Below are 17,046 nucleotides of genomic sequence, written 5' to 3'. Positions count from 1 at the left end.
ATGGAGCGCCTTCTGGCCCAAGCCCTTTCCGGCGAAGGCTTCTTCGCCTTCCCCGGGGTCCTCCTCTTTCGGGGCCCCGACGCCTTTTCCTTCCTGCAGGGGCAGGGCACCCGGGACCTGCGGCGGCTTTCGGGCCCTTCTGGGGTCCTCTTCCTCAACCACAAGGGCCAGATTGAGGAGGCGGCGACCCTCTTTCCCCACCCCGAGGGCTTCCTCCTCGCCCCCTGGGGGAGCCTCGAGGGCCTGAAAGCGCGCCTAAAGCGCTACATCGTCTTTGACCAGGTGGAGCTTGCGACGCTTCCCCTTTTCCGCCTCCTCCACGCGGACGGCCGGGAGGAGGTGGGGGAAGGGGCGGAAGGGGCGCTTCCCGCCGAGCTTTACCCCCTCTACACCCTGCTCAAGGGCCTCCCCCTCCTCTCGGATATCCAAGGGGAGCTTCCCCAGAGCGTAGGCCTCCTCCACCTGGTGGACTACGGCAAGGGGTGCTACGTGGGCCAGGAGATCATGGCGAGGACCGAGGGCAAGGAGGTCTCCTACTGCCTCGCGGGCCTAAGGGCCCTGGAGGCCGGGGAAGCCCCGGCGGAGCTCTTCTTTGGGGGGCGGCGGGTGGGGGAGGCGAAGCGCCTCATAGAGACCCCCTTCGTCCTCCTGGGCCTCGCCGTGGTGCGCAAGGAGGTGCCCCTGGGAGGGGTGGTGGAGGGGGGCGGGGGGCAGTACCGGGTGGAGGCCCTTCCCTTCAAGGAGGCGGCATGGAGCGGGCAGAGATCCTCGGGGTAGGCACGGAGCTCCTCTTTGGGGAGACCCTGGACACCAACACGGCGGAGATCGCAAGGAGCCTCAAGCCCTACGCCCTCAAGGTGGAAAGGACCCTGAGGGTGGCGGACGAGGTGGAACCCTTGGCCAGGGAGGTGAGGGAGGCCTTCGGGCGGGCCAGGCTCGTGGTCCTCTCCGGGGGCTTGGGCCCCACCCCGGACGACGTGACCCGGGAGGCGGTGGCCCTGGCCCTGGGGGAGCCCTTGGAGCTGGACGAGGGGGTGCTCCGGGAGATTGAGGCCCGCTTCCTCGCCCGGGGCCGCCCCATGCCCGAGGCCAACCGCAAGCAGGCCCTCAAGATCCCCTCCGCCACCTGGCTCCAAAACCCCCACGGCACCGCCCCCGGCTGGTGGGTGCGGAAGGAGGGCAAGGACCTGGTTCTTCTCCCTGGGCCCCCGCCCGAGTGGCGGCCCATGTGGGAGGAGGTCCTGCCCCGGCTCGGCCTGCCCAGGAGGCCCTACGCCGAAAAGGTTCTGAAGACCTGGGGCATCGGGGAGTCGGAGATCGTGGAGCGGCTTGGCCCCCTCTTCGCGCGGGGAGAGGAGGTGGAGGTGGGCACCTACCCCAAGGCCCACGGGGTGGAGGTGGTGGTGCGGGGCCGGGAGGACCGGGTGGCGGAGCTTTCCGAGAAGATCAAGAAAAAGCTCCTCAAGGAGGTCTGGGGCGAGGGGGAGATCACCCTGGCCGAGGCGGTGAAAAGGCGCATGGAGCTGGAGGGGGCCACCCTCTCCACCATGGAGAGCCTCACCGGGGGGCTTCTGGGGGCGGAGATCACCCGGGTGCCGGGGGCGAGCCGCTTCTACTTGGGGGGCGTGGTATCCTATTCCGTAGGGGCCAAGGCCCGCTTCGGGGTGCCGGAGGAGTTCCTCGCCAAAACGGTCTCCGCCGAAACGGCCAAGGCCATGGCGGAGGCTGCCCGCACCCTTTTCGGGTCCACCTACGCCCTGGCCACCACCGGTGTAGCGGGCCCCGACCCCTTGGAGGGCGAGCCCGTGGGCACGGTTTACGTGGCCCTGGCGGGGCCCCAAGGGGCGGAGGCCAGGCGCTACCGCTTCCCCGGGGACCGGGAGGCGGTGCGGCTTCGGAGCGTCTACGCCGCCTTGGCCCTTCTCGTGACATGAGGCTCTTCTACGCGGTTTTTCTTCCGGAGGACGTGCGGCGGGCCCTGGCAGAGGCTCAAGGGAAGGTTTCCCGCTACAAGGGCTGGAAGGAGGTGCCCCCCCACCAGCTCCACCTGACCCTGCTTTTCCTGGGGGAAAGGCCAAAGGAGGACCTCGAGGACCTCCTCGCCCTGGGCCACCGCTTGGGCAGGCAGGTTCCCCCCTTCACCGCCCTCCTTAAGGGCACGGGCTACTTCCCCAACGAGGGCACCCCCCGGGTCTGGTTCGCCAAGGCCGAGGGGGAGGGGTTCGCCCTCCTCGCCGAGGGCCTGAAGGCCGGGGTGAGGGAGCTTCTGGGGGAGGAGGCCCTCCTGGCGGGGGGGGATAAGGACTTCAAGCCCCACATCACCCTGGCCCGGCGCAAGGCCCCGGCTCCCCGGGTGCCCCCCGTGGTCTTCGGCCTCTCCTGGCCGGTGCGGGAGTTCGCCCTGGTGCGCTCGGAGCTCAGGCCCCGGGGGCCCATTTACACCATTCTGGAAAAGTTTCCCTTGCGAGGTGAGCATGGACGAGAACAAGAGGAAAGCCCTGGAGAACGCCCTGAAGACCATTGAGAAGGAGTTCGGCAAAGGGGCGGTGATGCGCCTGGGGGAGATGCCCAGGCAGCAGGTGGACGTGATCCCCACGGGCTCCCTGGGCCTGGACCTGGCCTTGGGGATCGGGGGGATTCCCCGGGGGCGGGTCATCGAGATCTACGGCCCCGAGTCCGGGGGCAAGACCACCCTGGCCCTCACCATCATTGCCCAGGCCCAGAAGCAGGGAGGGGTGGCGGCCTTCGTGGACGCCGAGCACGCCCTGGACCCCCTCTACGCCCAGAAGCTCGGGGTCAAGGTGGAGGACCTCCTGGTCTCCCAGCCCGACACCGGGGAGCAGGCCCTGGAGATCGTGGAGCTCCTCGCCCGCTCCGGGGCGGTGGACGTCATCGTGGTGGACTCCGTGGCCGCCCTGGTGCCCAAGGCCGAGATTGAGGGGGAGATGGGGGACCAGCACGTGGGCCTCCAGGCCCGGCTCATGAGCCAGGCCCTGCGAAAGCTCACCGCCGTCCTTTCCAAGAGCAACACCGCCGCCATCTTCATCAACCAGGTGCGGGAGAAGGTGGGGGCGATGTTCGGCAACCCCGAGACCACCCCGGGGGGGAGGGCCCTCAAGTTCTACTCCAGCGTCCGCCTGGACGTGCGCAAGAGCGGGCCCCCCATCAAGGCGGGGAACGAGGCCGTGGGCATCAAGGTCAAGGTGAAGGTGGTGAAGAACAAGCTGGCCCCGCCTTTCCGGGAGGCCGAGCTGGAGATCTACTTCGGCCGGGGCCTGGACCCGGTGATGGACCTGGTGAACGTGGCCGTGGCCGCCGGGGTCATAGAGAAGGCCGGGAGCTGGTTCTCCTACGGGGAGCTTCGCCTGGGCCAGGGGAAGGAGAAGGCGGCCGAGGCCCTGAGGGAGCGCCCCGAGCTTTTGGAGGAGATCCGGGCCAAGGTCCTGGAGCGGGCCGACAAGGTGGTCCTGGCCGCGAGCGAGGAAGAGGGGGAGTAGATGAGCCCGCTGGAGGGGATGCTTCTTCTGGCCTTCCTCCTCGCCCTGGGGGCGCTCCTCCTCAGGCGGAAGGGGGAGGTCCAGGCCTCCCGAGAGGCCAAGGAGGTCCTCGAGGCCGCCCGCAAGGAGGCGAGGGAGATCCTGGAGGCCGCCCGCCAAGAGGCCAAGGCCCTCCGCGAGGAGGCGGAGGCCCGCGCCCAGGCCCTCCGCCAGGAGCTGGAAAAGGAGGTGCGCGCCCGCGCCGAGGCCCTGGAGGCCGAGGGGAGAAGCCGCCTCAAGGAGGCGGAGGAGCGCCTTAGGGCCGAGCGGGAGGAGCTTAGGGCGGAAAGGGAGCGGCTTAAGGCCCTGGGGGAGGAGCTCAAGGCCGAGCGCGAGCGCCTTAAGGAGGAGCGGGAGGAGCTCCGCCGGGAAGCCGAGAGGCTTTCCAAAAGGGGCGAGGCCCTGGACGCCCGGGCCCTCAAGCTGGACGCCCTGGAGGAGGCCCTGGCCGGGCGGGAGGAGGCGCTGAAGGCCCGGGAGGCCGTCCTCCTGGAGCGGGAGAAGGAGGTGGAAAGGAGGCTTCACGAGGTGGCGGGCCTCTCCCCGGAGGAGGCCAGGCGCCTCATCCTGGAGAAGCTGGACCAGGAGCTGGAGGAGGAGAAGGCGCAAGGGGTTCGGGCCGCCCTGGAGCGGGCCCGCCTCGAGGCCCGGCGCGAGGCCCAGAAGATCCTGGCCCAGGCCATGCAGCGCCAGGCCTCGGAGACCGCCGCCCAGCTGGCGGTTTCCGTGGTGCCCATCCCTTCCGACGCCATGAAGGGGCGGATCATCGGTCGGGAAGGCCGCAACATCCGCACCTTTGAGGCCCTCACCGGGGTGGACCTCATCATCGACGACACCCCAGAGGCCGTGCTCCTCTCCTCCTTTAACCCCATCCGGCGGGAGATCGCCCGCATGGCCCTGGAGGAGCTCTTGAAGGACGGCCGCATCCACCCTAGCCGCATTGAGGAGGTGGTGGAGAAGGCCAAGCAGGAGATGAAGACCTTCATCTACGAAAGGGGGGAGGAGGCGGCCCTGGAGGCCGGGGTGGTGGGCCTGAAGCCCGGCCTGGTCCAGCTTTTGGGGCGGCTCCACTTCCGCTCCAGCTACGGCCAGAACGTCCTCAAGCACTCGGTCCAGGTGGCCCACCTCGCGGGGATCATGGCGGCGGAGCTCGGCCTGGACGCCGCCCTCGCCCGGAGGTCCGGCCTTCTCCACGACCTCGGAAAGAGCGTGGACCGGGAGGTGGAGGGGAGCCACGTGGAGATCGGCATCGCCCTGGCCCGCCGCTTCGGGGAACCCCCCGAGGTGGTGGACGCCATCGCCCACCACCACGACCCCGACAACGCCGAGACCCTCTACGCCGTCTTGGTGGCCGCGGCCGATGCCCTCTCGGCGGCGAGGCCCGGGGCGAGGCGGGAGAGCCTCGAGGAGTACCTCCAGCGCCTGGAGGCCCTGGAGCGCATCGCCCTCTCCTTCCCCGGGGTGGAGACGGCCTTCGCCGTGCAGGCGGGCCGGGAGGTGCGGGTCATCGTCAAGCCCGACAAGATCACCGACGCCAAGGCCACCCTCCTCGCCCGGGAGATCGCGGGCCGCATAGAGCGGGAGATGAACTACCCCGGCCAGGTCCAGGTGACCGTGGTGCGGGAGACCCGGGCGGTGGAGTACGCTAGGTGAAGTGAGGCGCTATGCTGAAGGGCGAGGACATCGGGATTGACCTGGGGACGGCCAGCGTCCTCATCTACGTGCGGGGGAAGGGGATCGTCTTAAGGGAGCCCTCCGTGATCGCGGTGGTGCAGGGCAAGCGGGAGGTCAAGGCGGTGGGGGCCGAGGCCTACCGCATGCTGGGCCGTACCCCGGGGAACATCGTGGCCGTGCGGCCCCTAAAGGACGGGGTCATCGCCGACTACGCCCTCACGGAGCGCATGCTTCTCCTCTTCCTGCAGAAGGTCCTCTCCCCCATGAGCCGCTTCTTCAAGCCCCGGGTCATGGTGGGGGTGCCCTCGGGGGTCACGGACGTGGAGCGCCGGGCGGTGGTGCAGGCGGTCTCCTCCTTGGCCCAGAAGGTCTACCTCATAGAGGAACCCCTGGCGGCGGCCATCGGGGCGGGCATCAACGTGGCCGAGCCCACGGGGAGCATGGTGGTGGACATCGGGGGGGGGTCCACGGACATCGCCGTCATCTCCCTGGGCGGGATCGTGCGCTCGGAAAGCCTGAGGATCGCGGGCAACGAGATGGACCAGGCCATCATCCGCTACGTGCGGCAGAAGTACAACCTCCTCATCGGCGAGCGCACCGCTGAGGAGTTCAAGATCCAGCTGGGCCGGGCCAAGGTTCTTCCCGGTGAGGAGAAGGAGGTGGCCGAGGTGCGGGGCCGGGACCTCATCACCGGCCTCCCCCGCACCGCCGAGATCCCCGCCCTTGACGTGGCCGAGGCCCTAAAGGAGCCCTTGGAGAAGATTTTCCAGGGGGTGAAGGGGGTGCTGGAGACCACCCCTCCCGAGCTCGCCTCCGACATCTACGAAAGGGGCATCCTCCTCACCGGGGGCGGGGCCCTCCTCAAGAACCTGGACCTCGCCCTGCAGGAGGCCACCGGGGTCCCGGTGGTGGTGGCGGAGAACCCCATTGAGGCCGTGGCCCTGGGCACCGGCAAGGCCCTGGAGATGCTCCACGTCCTGGAGGACACCATCCTCTCCTCGGACGACGTCCTGAAGAGGTGAAACCCGTGGAGATCGGGGAGATCCTCAAGTTCCTTCCCCACCGCTACCCCTTTCTCCTCATAGACCGGGTCCTGGAGGCGGACGAGCGGCGCTTCAAGGCCCTCAAGAACGTCACCTTCAACGAGCCTCACTTCCAGGGCCACTTCCCCGGCTACCCCGTGATGCCCGGGGTCTTGATCCTCGAGGCCATGGCCCAGGCGGCGGTGGGAACGTTGGCGCGCCAGCCGGGCCTCGCCCCGGGGGGGCTCGTCTTCCTGGTGGGGGTGGAGGAGGCCCGCTTCAAGAAGCCCGTGGTCCCCGGGGACACCCTGATCCTCGAGGGGGAGCTCCTCTTCCTCCGCCGGGGCCTGGGCAAGGTGGCGGTCCGGGCCCTGGTGGAAGGGGAGGAGCGGGCCCGGGCCACCCTGAGCTTCGCCCTAAAGGAGGGGTAGGGGTGGACCTTCTGGCCTACCTCAAGCGGGCGCGGGGAGGGCGGGTGGTGCGCACCGGGTTCCTGGACCCGGAGGACCAGGCCCTTTTGGAGGCCAAGGCCCGGGAGGAGGGCCTCAAGGTGGCCTTCTTCGGGGGCTTTCCCCTGGCCGAGCGCAAGGTGGCGGTCCTCCACCCCCCCGAGGTGCCCTCCGTCCACGACCCGGTGGCCGTCTTCCTCCTGGAGAAGGAGCCCCCGGACCTGGGGGAGGCCATGGGGGACGTGGAGCCCTGGGAGGGGGGGTACCTGGTGGCCCTCCTCCCCGAGGGGAAGGGGTCCCTGGAGGCCCAGGGCTACCGCCTCCACCCCCCGCCGGAAGGCGCCTTGCGGGCGCCCAGGGAGCGGGTGCGCACCCTGGTGGTGCCCTCCTTGCGGGTGGACGCCGTGGGGGCCAAGGGGTTCGGCGTGTCCCGCACCTACTTCGCCCAAGGGGTGAAGGCGGGGAAGGTGCGCCTTAGGGGCAAGGTGGCCTCTCCCAAGGAGGAGATGGCCCCCGGGGACGTCCTGCTGGCCGAGGGGCTTGGGGCCTTGAGGCTCCTCGAGGTCCTTGGCCAAACGGTCCGGGGAAACTATAAAATCAAGGTGGAGGTGGAGCGCTAGGAGAGGCTTTCGGCGCTAGGCTTGACGGGACGAGGGTGTGCCGTATAGGCTAAGGTTTGTGCTCTTTGGTCGGGCCAAGGGAGCACGGTAAGAGCCAGCCGCCGCAAGGGGCACCCCTTGCGGAAGAACCCTGTTAGCTTACCTCGGGCGGCCCGCTTTCCCAGAGGTGACGCATGGAGATTAAGCGGTTCGGTCGCATCCGAGAGGTTATTCCCCTCCCCCCCCTTACGGAGATCCAGGTAGCCTCCTACAAGAAAGCCCTGCAGGCGGACGTTCCCCCTGAAAGGCGGGAGAACATCGGCATCCAGGCGGCCTTCAAGGAGACTTTCCCCGTGGAGGAAGGGGAAAAGGGGAAGGGCGGCCTGGTGCTGGACTTCCTGGAGTACCGCATCGGCGACCCCCTCTTCTCCCAGGAGGAGTGCCGGGAAAAGGACCTCACCTACCAGGCCCCCCTCTACGCCAAGCTCCAGCTCATCCACAAGGACACGGGCCTCATCAAGGAGGACGAGGTCTTCCTGGGGCACATCCCCCTGATGACCGAGGACGGCTCCTTCATCATCAACGGGGCCGACCGGGTCATCGTCTCCCAGATCCACCGCTCCCCCGGGGTCTACTTCACCCCCGACCCCGCTCGTCCCGGGCGGTACATCGCCAGCATCATCCCCCTGCCCAAGCGGGGGCCCTGGATTGACCTCGAGGTGGAGCCGAACGGCGTCGTCTCCATGAAGGTCAACAAGCGCAAGTTCCCCCTGGTCTTCCTCCTCCGGGTCCTGGGCTACGACCAGGAGACCCTCTCCCGGGAGCTTGGGGCCTACGGGGAGCTGGTCCAGGGCCTTTTGGACGAGGCCGTGCTCTCCATGCGCCCGGAGGAGGCCCTGGTGCGCCTCTTCACCCTCCTCCGCCCCGGCGACCCCCCCAAGAAGGATAAGGCCCTGGCCTACCTCTTCGGCCTCTTGGCCGATCCCCGGCGCTACGACCTGGGGGAGGCGGGCCGGTACAAGGCCGAGGAGAAGCTCGGGGTGCGGCTTTCCGGGCGCACCCTGGTCCGCTTTGAGGACGGGGAGTTCAAGGACGAGGTCTTCCTGCCCACCCTGCGCTACCTCTTCGCCCTCACCGCCGGGGTTCCGGGGCACGAGGTGGACGACATCGACCACCTGGGCAACCGCCGCATCCGCACCGTGGGGGAGCTCATGGCCGACCAGTTCCGGGTGGGGCTAAGCCGCCTCGCCCGGGGGGTGCGGGAGCGCATGCTCATGGGCACCCCCGACACCCTGACCCCGGCCAAGCTGGTGAACAGCCGCCCCTTGGAGGCCGCCCTCCGGGAGTTCTTCGGCCGGAGCCAGCTCTCCCAGTTCAAGGACGAAACCAACCCCCTCTCCTCCCTGCGCCACAAGCGCCGCATCTCCGCCCTGGGCCCGGGCGGTCTCACCCGGGAGCGGGCGGGCTTTGACGTGCGGGACGTCCACCGCACCCACTACGGGCGCATCTGCCCGGTGGAGACCCCCGAGGGGGCCAACATCGGCCTCATCACCTCCCTGGCGGCCTACGCCCGGGTGGACGAGCTGGGCTTCATCCGCACTCCCTACCGCCGGGTGAAGGGCGGGGTGGTCACCGACGAGGTGGTCTACATGACCGCCACCGAGGAGGACCGCTACACCATCGCCCAGGCCAACACCCCCCTGGAGGGGGACCGGATCGCCACCGACCGGGTGGTGGCCCGGAGGAGGGGCGAGCCCGTGATCGTGAGCCCGGAGGAGGTGGAGTTCATGGACGTCTCCCCCAAGCAGGTCTTCTCCGTGAACACCAACCTCATCCCCTTCCTGGAGCACGACGACGCCAACCGGGCCCTCATGGGCTCCAACATGCAGACCCAGGCGGTGCCCCTCATCCGGGCCCAGGCCCCGGTGGTGATGACGGGCCTCGAAGAGCGGGTGGTGCGGGACTCCCTGGCCGCTCTCTACGCCGAGGAGGACGGGGAGGTGGTCAAGGTGGACGGCACCCGCATCGCCGTGCGCTACGCGGATGGCCGCTTGGTGGAGTACCCCTTGCGCCGCTACGCCCGCTCCAACCAGGGGACCGTCCTGGACCAGCGTCCCCGCGTGGTGGTGGGGCAGCGGGTGAAAAAGGGCGACCTCCTGGCCGACGGCCCCGCCTCCGAGGAGGGCTTCTTGGCCCTGGGGCAGAACGTCCTGGTGGCCATCATGCCCTTTGACGGGTACAACTTTGAGGACGCCATCGTCATCAGCGAGGAGCTTTTAAAGCGGGACTTCTACACCTCCATCCACATCGAGCGCTACGAGATCGAGGCCCGGGACACGAAGCTCGGCCCCGAGCGCATCACCCGGGACATCCCCCACCTCCCCGAGGCCGCCCTAAGGGACCTGGACGAGGAAGGCATCGTGCGCATCGGGGCCGAGGTCAAGCCCGGGGACATCCTGGTGGGGCGCACCAGCTTCAAGGGCGAGCAGGAGCCCTCCCCGGAGGAACGGCTTCTCCGCTCCATCTTCGGGGAGAAGGCCCGCGACGTGAAGGACACCTCCCTCCGGGTGCCCCCCGGGGAGGGGGGGATCGTGGTGGGCCGCCTGCGCCTCCGCCGGGGGGACCCTGGGGTGGAGCTCAAGCCCGGGGTGCGGGAGGTGGTGCGGGTCTTCGTGGCCCAGAAGCGCAAGCTCCAGGTGGGGGACAAGCTCGCCAACCGCCACGGGAACAAGGGCGTGGTGGCGAAGATCCTCCCCGTGGAGGACATGCCCCACCTGCCCGACGGCACCCCGGTGGACATCCTCCTGAACCCCCTGGGCGTGCCGAGCCGGATGAACCTGGGCCAGATCCTGGAGACCCACCTGGGCCTCGCGGGGTACTTCTTGGGCCAGCGCTACATCTCCCCGGTGTTTGACGGGGCCACGGAGCCCGAGGTCAAGGCCCTTCTGGCCGAGGCCTTTGACCTTTACTTCGGCAAGCGAAAGGGCGAGGGCTTCGGCGTGGACAAGCGGGAGAAGGAGGTCCTGGCCCGGGCGGAAAAGCTCGGCCTGGTGAGCCCTGGCAAAAGCCCCGAGGAGCAACTTCGGGAGCTCTTCCTCCAGGGCAAGGTGGTCCTCTACGATGGCCGCAGCGGGGAGCCCATTGAGGGGCCCATCGTGGTGGGGCAGATGTTCATCATGAAGCTCTACCACATGGTGGAGGACAAGATGCACGCCCGCTCCACGGGCCCCTACTCCCTCATCACCCAGCAACCCCTGGGGGGCAAGGCCCAGTTCGGCGGCCAGCGCTTTGGGGAGATGGAGGTCTGGGCCCTCGAGGCCTACGGGGCGGCCCACACCCTGCAGGAGATGCTCACCCTGAAGTCCGACGACATAGAGGGCAGGAACGCCGCCTACGAGGCCATCATCAAGGGCGAGGACGTGCCCGAGCCCAGCGTCCCCGAGTCCTTCCGCGTGCTGGTGAAGGAGCTCCAGGCCCTGGCCCTAGACGTCCAGACCCTGGACGAGAAGGATAACCCCGTGGACATCTTTGAAGGCCTGGCGTCCAAGAGGTAGAAGCCCCGGAGGAAAGATGAAAAAGGAAGTCCGCAAGGTCCGCATCGCCCTGGCCTCCCCGGAGAAGATCCGTTCCTGGAGCTACGGGGAGGTGGAGAAGCCCGAGACCATCAACTACCGCACCCTGAAGCCCGAGCGGGACGGCCTCTTTGACGAGCGCATCTTCGGCCCCATCAAGGACTACGAGTGCGCCTGCGGCAAGTACAAGCGCCAGCGCTTTGAGGGCAAGGTGTGCGAGCGCTGCGGCGTGGAGGTGACCAAGAGCATCGTCCGCCGCTACCGCATGGGCCATATTGAGCTCGCCACCCCTGCCGCCCACATCTGGTTCGTGAAGGACGTGCCCTCCAAGATCGGCACCCTCCTGGACCTCTCCGCCACCGAGCTTGAGCAGGTGCTCTACTTCAACAAGTACATCGTCTTAGACCCCAAGGGGGCGGTCTTGAACGGGGTTCCCGTGGAGAAGCGCCAGCTCCTCACCGACGAGGAGTACCGGGAGCTCCGCTTCGGCAAGCAGGAGACCTACCCCTTGCCTCCAGGGGTGGACGCCCTGGTGAAGGACGGGGAGGAGGTGGTGAAGGGCCAGGAGCTCGCCCCCGGGGTGGTGAGCCGCATGGACGGGGTGGCCCTTTACCGCTTTCCCCGCCGGGTGCGGGTGGAGTACGTGAAGAAGGAGCGGGCCGCCCTCCGCCTTCCCCTCTCCGCCTGGGTAGAGAAGGAGGCCTACAAGCCCGGCGAGGCCCTCGCCGAGCTTTCCGAGCCCTACCTCCTCCGGGCCGAGGAGGAGGGCGTGGTGGAGCTTAGGGAGCTGGAGGAGGGGGCCTTCCTCGTCCTTCGCCAGGAGGACGAGCCCGTGGCCACCTACTTCCTCCCCGTGGGGATGACGCCCCTCGTGGTCCACGGGGAGATCGTGGAGAAGGGCCAGCCCCTGGCCGAGGCCAAGGGCCTTCTCCGCATGCCCCGCCAGGTCCGGGCCCCCCAGGTGGAGGCGGAGGAGGAGGGGGATACGGTCTACCTCACCCTCTTCCTGGAGTGGACCGAGCCCAAGGACTACCGGGTGGCCCCCCACATGAACGTCATCGTCCCCGAGGGGGCCCGGGTGCAGGCGGGAGAGAAGATCGTGGCCGCCATTGACCCCGAGGAGGAGGTCATCGCCGAGGCCGAGGGGGTGGTCCACCTGCACGAGCCCGCCAGCCTCCTGGTGGTCAAGGCCCGGGTCTACCCCTTTGAGGACGACGTGGAGGTCTCCACCGGGGACCGGGTAGCCCCGGGGGACGTCCTGGCCGACGGGGGGAAGGTAAAAAGCGAGATCTACGGCCGGGTGGAGGTGGACCTGGTCCGGGGCGTGGTCCGGGTGGTGGAGTCCTACGACATAGACGCCCGCATGGGGGCCGAGGCCATCCAGCAGCTCCTCCGGGAGCTAGACCTAGAGAAGCTGGAGGCGGAGCTTTTGGAGGAGATGAAGCACCCCTCCCGGGCCCGGCGGGCCAAGGCCAGGAAGCGCCTGGAGGTGGTGCGGGCCTTCCTGGACTCCGGCAACCGCCCGGAGTGGATGGTCCTCGAGGCCGTGCCCGTCCTCCCCCCGGACCTCCGGCCCATGGTCCAGGTGGACGGGGGCCGCTTCGCCACGAGCGACCTCAACGACCTCTACCGCCGCCTCATCAACCGCAACAACCGCCTGAAGAAGCTCCTGGCCCAGGGGGCGCCGGAGATCATCATCCGCAACGAGAAGCGCATGCTCCAGGAAGCGGTGGACGCGGTCATCGACAACGGCCGCCGGGGCAGCCCCGTGACCAACCCAGGCTCCGAGAGGCCCCTCAGGAGCCTCACCGACGTCCTCTCCGGCAAGCAGGGCCGCTTCCGCCAGAACCTCCTGGGCAAGCGGGTGGACTACTCGGGCCGGAGCGTGATCGTGGTGGGGCCCCAGCTCAAGCTCCACCAGTGCGGCCTGCCCAAGCGCATGGCCCTGGAGCTCTTCAAGCCCTTCCTCCTCAAGCGGATGGAGGAGAAGGGCATCGCCCCCAACGTCAAGGCGGCGAGGCGCATGCTGGAGCGCCAGCGGGACATCAAGGACGAGGTCTGGGACGCCCTGGAGGAGGTGATCCACGGCAAGGTGGTCCTCCTAAACCGCGCCCCCACCCTGCACCGCCTGGGCATCCAGGCCTTCCAGCCCGTCTTGGTGGAGGGGCAGTCCATCCAGCTCCACCCCCTGGTGTGCGAGGCCTTCAACGCCGACTTTGACGGGGACCAGATGGCCGTTCACGTGCCCCTCTCCTCCTTCGCCCAGGCCGAGGCCCGCATCCAGATGCTCTCCGCCCACAACCTCCTCTCCCCGGCCTCCGGGGAGCCTTTGGCCAAGCCCAGCCGGGACATCATCCTGGGCCTTTACTACATCACCCAGGTGCGGAAGGAGAAGAAGGGGGCGGGACTGGAGTTCGCCACCCCCGAGGAGGCCCTGGCCGCCCACGAGCGGGGCGAGGTGGCCCTGAACGCCCCCATCAAGGTGGCGGGCAGGGAGACCAGCGTGGGCCGCCTCAAGTTCGTCTTCGCCAACCCCGACGAGGCCCTCCTCGCCGTGGCCCAGGGGCTTTTGGACCTCCAGGACATGGTCACGGTGCGCTACCTGGGCAGGCGCCTGGAGACGAGCCCGGGCCGCATCCTCTTCGCCCGCATCGTGGGCGAGGCCGTGGGGGACGAGAGGGTGGCCCAGGAGCTCATCCAGATGGACGTGCCCCAGGAGAAGAACTCCCTCAAGGACCTCGTCTACCAGGCCTTCCTCCGCCTCGGGATAGAGAAGACCGCCCGCCTTCTGGACGCCCTCAAGTACTACGGCTTCACCCTCTCCACCACCAGCGGCATCACCATCGGCATCGACGACGCCGTCATCCCCGAGGAGAAGCAGAGGTACCTGGAGGAGGCCGACCGCAAGCTCCGCCAGATTGAGCAGGCCTACGAGATGGGCTTCCTCACCGACCGGGAGCGGTACGACCAGGTGATCCAGCTCTGGACCGAGACCACGGAGAAGGTCACCCAGGCGGTCTTCAAGAACTTTGAGGAGAACTACCCCTTCAACCCCCTCTACGTCATGGCCCAGTCCGGGGCCCGGGGTAACCCCCAGCAGATCCGCCAGCTCTGCGGCATGCGCGGCCTCATGCAGAAGCCCTCCGGGGAGACCTTTGAGGTGCCGGTGCGCTCCTCCTTCCGCGAGGGCCTCACCGTCTTGGAGTACTTCATCTCTAGCCACGGGGCCCGTAAGGGCGGGGCGGACACGGCCCTCCGCACCGCCGACTCCGGCTACCTCACCCGGAAGCTCGTGGACGTGGCCCACGAGATCGTGGTGCGGGAGGCGGACTGCGGCACCACCAATTACATCTCCGTGCCCCTCTTCCAGCCCGACGAGGTGACCCGCGCCCTGCGCCTGAGGAAGCGCTCGGACATCGAGGCCGGGCTTTACGGCCGGGTCCTGGCCCGGGAGGTGGAGGTCCTGGGCCAGAGGCTGGAGGAGGGCCGCTACCTCTCCCTGGAGGACGTGGGCCTACTCATCCGGGCGGTGGAAGCCGGGGAGATCCGGGAGGTGCCCGTGCGGAGCCCCCTCACCTGCCAGACCCGCTACGGGGTCTGCCAGAAGTGCTACGGCTACGACCTCTCCATGGCCCGGCCCGTGTCCATCGGCGAGGCCGTGGGGGTGGTGGCTGCCGAGTCCATCGGGGAGCCCGGCACCCAGCTCACCATGCGCACCTTCCACACGGGGGGCGTGGCCACGGGCACGGACATCACCCAGGGCTTGCCCCGCGTCATTGAGCTCTTTGAGGCCCGCAGGCCCAAGGCCAAGGCGGTGATCTCCGAGATCGACGGCGTGGTGCGCATTGAGGAGACGGAGGAGAAGCTTTCCGTCTTCGTGGAGTCCGAGGGCTTCTCCAAGGAGTACAAGCTCCCCAAGGAGGCGCGCCTTCTGGTGAAGGACGGGGACTACGTGGAGGCGGGCCAGCCCCTCACCCGCGGGGCCATAGACCCCCACCAGCTCCTCGAGGCCAAGGGCCCCGAGGCGGTGGAGCGCTACCTGGTGGACGAGATCCAGAAGGTCTACCGGGCCCAGGGCGTGAAGCTCCACGACAAGCACATTGAGATCGTGGTGCGGCAGATGCTCAAGTACGTGGAGGTCACCGACCCCGGGGATAGCCGCCTCCTCGAGGGCCAGGTCCTGGAGAAGTGGGACGTGGAGGCCCTGAACGAGAGGCTCATCGCCGAGGGCAAGACCCCGGTGGCCTGGAAGCCCCTCCTCATGGGGGTCACGAAGAGCGCCCTTTCCACCAAGAGCTGGCTCTCCGCCGCGAGCTTCCAGAACACCACCCACGTGCTCACCGAGGCGGCCATCGCCGGGAAGAAGGACGAGCTCATCGGCCTCAAGGAGAACGTCATCCTGGGCCGCCTCATCCCGGCGGGCACCGGCTCGGACTTCGTGCGCTTCACCCAGGTGGTGGACCAGAAGACCCTCCGGGCCATTGAGGAGGCCCGCAAGGAGGCGGTGGAGGCCAAGGAGGTCCCGGCCCGCAGGGCCCCGCGCCGGGAGCAGCCGGGGAAGCAGGCCTGATTACCCCCCATGCTGGCCCGGGTTTACACCGCCTTCCGCCAGGTGGGGGAGGACCTTTTCCACCAGCGCCTCATCTCCGCCACGGCGGGGAACTTCTCCGTGCGCACCAAGGAGGGCTTCCTCATCACCCGAAGCGGGGTGCAGAAGGCCCGGCTCACCCCGGAAGACCTCCTGGAGGTGCCCCTCTTTGGGCCCATCCCTGAAGGGGCGAGCGTGGAGAGCGTGGTCCACCGGGAGGTCTACCTTAAGACCGAGGCCAAGGCCCTGGTCCACGCCCACCCCCGGGTGGCCGTGGCCCTCTCCCTCCGCCTGGACCGGCTCGTGCCCTTGGACCTCGAGGGCCAGCTCTACCTGAAGGAGGTGCCCGTGCTCTCCCCTAAGACGGCCTCGGCCACGGAGGAGGCGGCCCTCGCCGTGGCCGAGGCCCTGGCCCAATACCCGGTCTGCCTCCTCAAGGGGCACGGGGCCTTCGCCATCGGGGTCAAGGAGAGGCCCGAGGAGGCCCTTCTTCAGGCCTTTAGCCTCATGACCACCCTGGAGGAGAGCGCCGAGATCCTCTTCTACCACCGCCTCTGGAGGCGAGGATGAGGGTGCTTTTCGTGGAGGCCAAGGCGCTTGCCCCCCTTTTGGCCCTGGCCCAGGAGCTTCCCCACCCCTTCTGGCTCCTGGAGGGGGAAGGCCGCTTTTTGCTCCAGGTCTTCGGGGCCACGGAGGAGGCGGAGGCCCGGGCCCGGGGGGTGCCGGGGGTTAGGGTTTGGGCCTTCCGCCTGCGGGATGGGGTAGTGTATAGGGGATGCGGGAAGAGATCGGGTACATCCCCGTAGGGGAGGCGGAGCTCTACGTGGAGGACGTGGGGCCCCTGGACGGGCCCGCCCTCCTGGTCCTCCACGGGGGGCCGGGAGGGAACTGCTACGCCCTCCGGGAGGGCCTCGGGGACTACCTGGAGGGCTTCCGCGTGGTCTACTTTGACCAGCGGGGCTCGGGGCGGAGCCTGGAGCTTCCCCCAGACCCGAGGCTTTTCACCCTGGACGCCCTGGTGGAGGACGCCCTCCTCCTGGCCGAGGCCTTGGGGATCGGGCGCTTTCGCCTCCTCGCCCACGGCTTCGGGGCCCTGGTGGCCCTGGAGCTTCTCCGCCGCTTCCCCCAGGTGGAGGGAGCCATTCTCCTCGGGCCTTGGGTGAGCTTTCCCTGGCTCGCGGCCCGCCTGGCCGAGGCCGCGGGGCTCCACCCCCTTCCCGACCCCGAGGAAAACCTGAGGGCCGCCCTGGAGCGGGCTGAGCCCAAGGCCCTCTTTGACCGCCTCATGTTCCCAAGCCCCCGGGGGCGCTTAGCGTACGAGTGGGTGGTGGAGGGCTCAGGCATCGTGGGGCCCGAGGCCCCGGCCTCGGCCTTCTTGCAAAACGGCCTCTGGCGCCTGGACTACACCCCCTACCTCTCCCCTTCCCGTAAGCCCGTGGCCCTGGTGGTGGGAGAGAGGGACGGCACCAGCTACCCCCACGCCGAGGAGGTGGCCGAGCGCCTTAGGGCTCCCATCCACGTGGTGCCCGGGGCGGGCCACTTCCCCTGGATAGACCAGCCCGAGGCCTTTGAGCGGGCCTTCCTGGAGGCCCTCTCCGCCCTTTCC

Annotated in this window: 13 protein-coding genes; all 13 read left to right on the top strand. The window is 68.9% G+C overall.

Going from position 1 to position 17,046, the window contains the following annotated elements:
- Positions 1-777 carry a glycine cleavage system protein T gene (locus tag ABJK26_RS01235; protein WP_347240368.1) on the top strand — a complete coding sequence of 259 codons (777 nt, stop codon included), beginning with the start codon at positions 1-3 and terminating at the stop codon, positions 775-777.
- Positions 750-1,934, top strand: coding sequence for a CinA family nicotinamide mononucleotide deamidase-related protein (locus tag ABJK26_RS01230; RefSeq protein ID WP_347240366.1), 1,185 nt, complete (start codon positions 750-752; stop codon positions 1,932-1,934). The genes ABJK26_RS01235 and ABJK26_RS01230 overlap by 28 nt, the downstream gene beginning before the upstream one ends.
- Entirely contained in the window at positions 1,931-2,524 is a 594-nt protein-coding gene (gene thpR, locus ABJK26_RS01225) for an RNA 2',3'-cyclic phosphodiesterase (RefSeq protein ID WP_347240365.1), read from the top strand. The genes ABJK26_RS01230 and thpR overlap by 4 nt, the downstream gene beginning before the upstream one ends.
- On the top strand, positions 2,475-3,497 hold the full coding sequence (gene recA / locus ABJK26_RS01220) for a recombinase RecA (protein WP_347240364.1): 1,023 nt from the start codon (positions 2,475-2,477) through the stop codon (positions 3,495-3,497). Before thpR ends, recA begins: the two co-directional genes overlap by 50 nt.
- Positions 3,498-5,189, top strand: coding sequence for a ribonuclease Y (gene rny / locus ABJK26_RS01215; protein ID WP_347240363.1), 1,692 nt, complete (start codon positions 3,498-3,500; stop codon positions 5,187-5,189).
- Between the two features lie 11 nt (positions 5,190-5,200).
- Positions 5,201-6,232, top strand: a complete 1,032-nt coding sequence (locus ABJK26_RS01210; RefSeq protein ID WP_347240362.1) for a rod shape-determining protein — start codon at positions 5,201-5,203, stop codon at positions 6,230-6,232.
- 5 nt (positions 6,233-6,237) lie between these two features.
- Positions 6,238-6,663: a 3-hydroxyacyl-ACP dehydratase FabZ gene (gene fabZ, locus ABJK26_RS01205; RefSeq protein ID WP_347240388.1), complete on the top strand. Its 426-nt coding sequence runs from the start codon at positions 6,238-6,240 to the stop codon at positions 6,661-6,663.
- Between the two features lie 2 nt (positions 6,664-6,665).
- Positions 6,666-7,301, top strand: coding sequence for an RNA-binding protein (locus ABJK26_RS01200; RefSeq protein WP_347240361.1), 636 nt, complete (start codon positions 6,666-6,668; stop codon positions 7,299-7,301).
- 173 nt (positions 7,302-7,474) lie between these two features.
- Positions 7,475-10,834 (top strand): DNA-directed RNA polymerase subunit beta, encoded by a 3,360-nt coding sequence (locus ABJK26_RS01195; protein WP_347240360.1) that lies wholly within the window; start codon positions 7,475-7,477, stop codon positions 10,832-10,834.
- Positions 10,835-10,850: 16 nt separating this feature from the next.
- A complete protein-coding gene (gene rpoC / locus ABJK26_RS01190) occupies positions 10,851-15,422 on the top strand; it encodes a DNA-directed RNA polymerase subunit beta' (protein ID WP_347240359.1) in 4,572 nt (1,523 codons plus the stop codon).
- A 9-nt stretch (positions 15,423-15,431) separates the two neighbouring features.
- Positions 15,432-16,010, top strand: coding sequence for a fuculose-1-phosphate aldolase (locus tag ABJK26_RS01185; RefSeq protein ID WP_347240358.1), 579 nt, complete (start codon positions 15,432-15,434; stop codon positions 16,008-16,010).
- A complete protein-coding gene (locus ABJK26_RS01180) occupies positions 16,007-16,246 on the top strand; it encodes a hypothetical protein (RefSeq protein ID WP_347240356.1) in 240 nt (79 codons plus the stop codon). Before ABJK26_RS01185 ends, ABJK26_RS01180 begins: the two co-directional genes overlap by 4 nt.
- Positions 16,216-17,046, top strand: an 831-nt coding sequence (locus tag ABJK26_RS01175) for an alpha/beta fold hydrolase (RefSeq protein ID WP_347240355.1), incomplete at its 3' end; no start/stop codon positions are given. The genes ABJK26_RS01180 and ABJK26_RS01175, both read left to right, overlap by 31 nt.

The organism is Thermus sp., from assembly GCF_039793865.1.
Taxonomy (GTDB): Bacteria; Deinococcota; Deinococci; order Deinococcales; family Thermaceae; genus Thermus.
The sequence above is the reverse complement of the archived record's forward strand: the minus strand, read 5'-3'. Positions and strand labels throughout refer to the sequence as shown.

What these genes read in the sequence shown, in the direction of transcription:
- ABJK26_RS01180 (WP_347240356.1), top strand. Translation starts at nt 16,007, where the DNA reads ATGAGGGTGCTTTTCGTGGAGGCCAAGGCGCTTGCCCCCCTTTTGGCC.
- ABJK26_RS01235 (WP_347240368.1), top strand. Translation starts at nt 1, where the DNA reads ATGGAGCGCCTTCTGGCCCAAGCCCTTTCCGGCGAAGGCTTCTTCGCC.
- rny (WP_347240363.1), top strand. Translation starts at nt 3,498, where the DNA reads ATGAGCCCGCTGGAGGGGATGCTTCTTCTGGCCTTCCTCCTCGCCCTG.
- thpR (WP_347240365.1), top strand. Translation starts at nt 1,931, where the DNA reads ATGAGGCTCTTCTACGCGGTTTTTCTTCCGGAGGACGTGCGGCGGGCC.
- ABJK26_RS01210 (WP_347240362.1), top strand. Translation starts at nt 5,201, where the DNA reads ATGCTGAAGGGCGAGGACATCGGGATTGACCTGGGGACGGCCAGCGTC.
- rpoC (WP_347240359.1), top strand. Translation starts at nt 10,851, where the DNA reads ATGAAAAAGGAAGTCCGCAAGGTCCGCATCGCCCTGGCCTCCCCGGAG.
- recA (WP_347240364.1), top strand. Translation starts at nt 2,475, where the DNA reads ATGGACGAGAACAAGAGGAAAGCCCTGGAGAACGCCCTGAAGACCATT.
- ABJK26_RS01195 (WP_347240360.1), top strand. Translation starts at nt 7,475, where the DNA reads ATGGAGATTAAGCGGTTCGGTCGCATCCGAGAGGTTATTCCCCTCCCC.
- ABJK26_RS01230 (WP_347240366.1), top strand. Translation starts at nt 750, where the DNA reads ATGGAGCGGGCAGAGATCCTCGGGGTAGGCACGGAGCTCCTCTTTGGG.
- ABJK26_RS01185 (WP_347240358.1), top strand. Translation starts at nt 15,432, where the DNA reads ATGCTGGCCCGGGTTTACACCGCCTTCCGCCAGGTGGGGGAGGACCTT.